General features: G+C 26.8%; 2 protein-coding genes. Both read left to right on the top strand.

Annotated features, from left to right (window positions below; translation table 11 throughout):
- The coding region (locus PLW95_07990) for a metallophosphoesterase (GenBank protein ID HOV22595.1) at positions 1-1,090 on the top strand (1,090 nt) is incomplete at its 5' end.
- Positions 1,087-3,660, top strand: a 2,574-nt coding sequence (locus PLW95_07985; protein HOV22594.1) for a hypothetical protein, incomplete at its 3' end; no start/stop codon positions are given. The genes PLW95_07990 and PLW95_07985, both read left to right, overlap by 4 nt.

The raw sequence follows: 3,660 nt of genomic DNA, 5'->3' as shown, positions 1-3,660 counted from the left end.
AATGCTTTACATTATAGATATGAAAATTGCCATTACTGCTGATGTTCATTTAAAAGAACAAAATGAAACACCAGATAGATACAGAGTTGTTGAAAGTATCTTCAATGAATGTATTTCAAAACAAATTACCACTCTTTTAATTGCAGGTGATACATTTGATAAAAATTTTTTCCAATATCAGAGTTTTGATAAAATTTGTGGGAAATTCAAGAACATTAAAGTAATAATTATTCCTGGTAATCATGATACAGAGGTTAAGCAGGAATTTTTTACATCAGGTAATATAGAAGTTATAAATTCTGTATCTTTAAAAACATTTGATGGAATATCTTTTCTCTTAATACCTTATATTTCAACTAAAACAATGGATGAAGTTTTAATTGAATTTATTTCTGAAAATAAACCAGATAATTGGATTTTGGTTGGACACGGTGATTATATTACTACAAACTGGCAGACAAACCCTTATGAGCCAGGGACTTATATGCCTCTTTCTGCGGCAGTAATTAACAAATACAATCCATTAAAAGTTTTTCTCGGGCATATACACAAAGCAGACAATTTTGGGAAAGTATATTATCCCGGTTCTCCATTTCCTCTTGATATAACTGAAACAGGCAAAAGGCAATTTATTATTTATGACACAGGGGCAAATACTATTGAAAATCAATTTATTAAAACAGAAAAAATTTACTTTATAGAAGAAATTTTAACATTTCCTGTTGAAAATGAAATTGACTTAATAAAAAAACAGATAGAGCAGATGATAAAAAACTGGAAATTACCCGATGAGGAATTAAATTATGTCAACTTGCGTCTTAAAGTGAGAGGTTTTACCACCAACCTGTTATCTTTAAAAGGGGCAATTATAAATTCTCTTTCAAAATATGGAATTTCCTTATATGACGAAGAGGGACCCGACCTGACAGATATTAAAGTTCTAAATACACTCTCCGATGAAAGAATTTTTATATTTAATAAAGTAAAACAGGAGATTGAAAAATTAGAATTAAAAAATTTTCATGCAACAAAAGAACAAATTTTAGAAAAAGCGATGGAATTAATATTTGGTGAATTGGATAAAAAATGAGTATAAAAATAACTGAAATAGCAGTTAAAAATTGTGGTCCAATCAGTGAATTCAAAGAGTCGTTTGGAAGTATAAATCTTATTTACAGCAAAAATGAAAGAGGAAAATCATTTCTTGTAGAATTCATAATTAGATGTCTATTCAAAAATAAAAATAATTGGGGGTATCTACGAGAATCAGGAGAAGGGAAAGTTACTATTCAAGGATTGGATGAAAAAAATATAGATTTTCGTCCAAATAGAGGAGTAAAATTGGAGGACTATTTAGAAAAAAAACAGGGATTACCATTATCTCTTGTAAAACTGATGGTTGTTAAAGAAGGTGAAACAGATATTGTTGATAAAAATGAAAGCGGAATTGATAAAAATACAATAAAAAATATTTTGTCTCCCCGTAAATTATTGGATTCAATTCTAAATAAAATTTCTAAAACAGTTAGAAAAGGTGAAATAATAAATTTGGGAATTGATATTGCAAACCAGGGTGATGGAGAAACTTATAACAAAAAAAGAGAAGAATTTTATAGATTAAATGAAATAGTTGATAAACTTACAAAAGATTATGAACAGGGGATTATACATAACATAACAATCCAAATTGAAAAATTAAAAGAGGAAAAGGAAATACTCATTAAGAGTAAAAAATATAAGGGATATAAACTATCAAGGGAAATACATAATTTAGAAGAAGAACTTGAGAAAATCCCTGAATTCTCAATAAAGGAATTGAAGGAATTGATAACTGAATATAAAAATAAAAGAAACCAGATTGAAGATATAAACAGAGAAATAACAAGGATAAGAAAACAAACTGAAAAATTACCTGACTTAGAAGAAAAACATAAAAAACTTCTTCAAGCAAAAAAATATCAGGGTTATCTTATTTCAGAGGAATTAAAAAAGAGAGAAGGTGAAATAAATAAATTTCCAGAAGAGGAAATTAAAAAAATAGAACAGGGAATTTCAAATTATCAAAATAAAAAAAATGAATTGAAAGAAAAAGAAAAACAGATAAATGAATTAAAAGAAAACTCAAAAGGTTATGAATGGTTAAAAGCAGCAAAAGAAGAATATACAAAAATTTCAAATACTCCTGTTATTCCTAAACAGCCATTATTTTTATATATCACTTTTATTCTATTTTTAATAACTGGATTAGTTCTTATTTCTTTAAATTATAGAATCTATGGAATTATATTGATTGTTTTAGGGACAATATCAGAAATATGTTATTTACATAAAATAAAAAAAGATATTGTTTCTTATAAACAGGCAGATGAGCTTATTTCTTTAAAAAATGATTTTAAAAGTCGTTTTGGAACTTCTCTTAATAATCTGGTTCAAATTGAGACATTACTTAACGAACAACAAAAGGCACATAACTGTCTTGATATACTTGAAGGCGAACAACAGCGATTAAAAATTGAAGTAAATACTCTTTTTAATTCCATTATTGATGGGTTTAAACGACTAAAAATTGAAAGTCCACTGGATGAAACCAACTGGAATAATATCCTTTCTGATATTTATACAAAAAGAAAAAAATTAGAAGAGGAGTGTCAAAAATTACAAAAAAAATTAGATGGATTAGATATTGATGAAAGTCAGTATCAAATAGAAAACCCAGGAATAGAGTTTGATAAAGATGAGATGGAAAAAATAGAAAAAGAAATAGAAAAAATAAAAACACTAAAAGAAGAGGAAGAAAGAAAAAGTGGGCAATATGAGGATTTAAAAAATCAATTATCAAAAAATAAAGAAAAAATTAATGCCCTTTTCCAGAATATAACAGGAGAAACAATTGATGAAGGGTACTGGGAAGAAAAAATAAATGAAATATTGGACAAAAGAGAAAGACATAATAACGAAATAAATAAAAAAATTGGTGAGTTAAAGGGGCTGGGTGTTGGAGAAAATGAATATGTAGAGGAAGACCCTGGTAAAGAATATTCAGAAGAAGAATTAAAAAAAGTTGAAAAGGCAATAGGTGAAATGGAAAACAAAAGGAGTGAGGAAGAAAAGAAATTAAATGATTTAAAATATACTATATGTCAGTATACTGGCAGTGATATAAGTTGTGATTGGTCTGTTTTAATTGATAATTTATTTAAAAAGAGAGAAGAAATAAAAAATGCCTTCCAGGAAATTGAAGCAAAAATTTTATCAGGAATTATTGTAAATAAAACAATTGAAAAATTACAGGAAGAAGAAGATAAAGAACTATTAGAATCACTTAATTCCGAAGAAGTTAAAAATTTTCTTTTTAAATTAACGGGCAGATATAAACAACTATTGTTTAATGATTCAGACATAATTATTTCAGATGATTATAATGAATTTTCTTTAAAAGATTTAAGCACAGGGGCAAAAGAACAGGTTATGATTGCTTTAAGAATTGGTTTTTTAAGTCATATATTAAAAACAGATAGTGCTTTTTTAATACTTGATGATGCATTCCAGCATTCTGATTATGATAAAAGAGAAATTTTAATAAAATCCCTTTTTGAATTAGCAATGAATAACTGGCAGATAATTTATCTTACAATGGATGACCACATTAAAGATTTATTT

It is taken from the genome of bacterium (genome assembly GCA_035370465.1).
GTDB lineage: Bacteria > Ratteibacteria > UBA8468 > B48-G9 > JAFGKM01 > JAGGVW01.
Note: the sequence above shows the minus strand (reverse complement) of the source record. Positions and strands in the feature narration are given on the sequence as shown.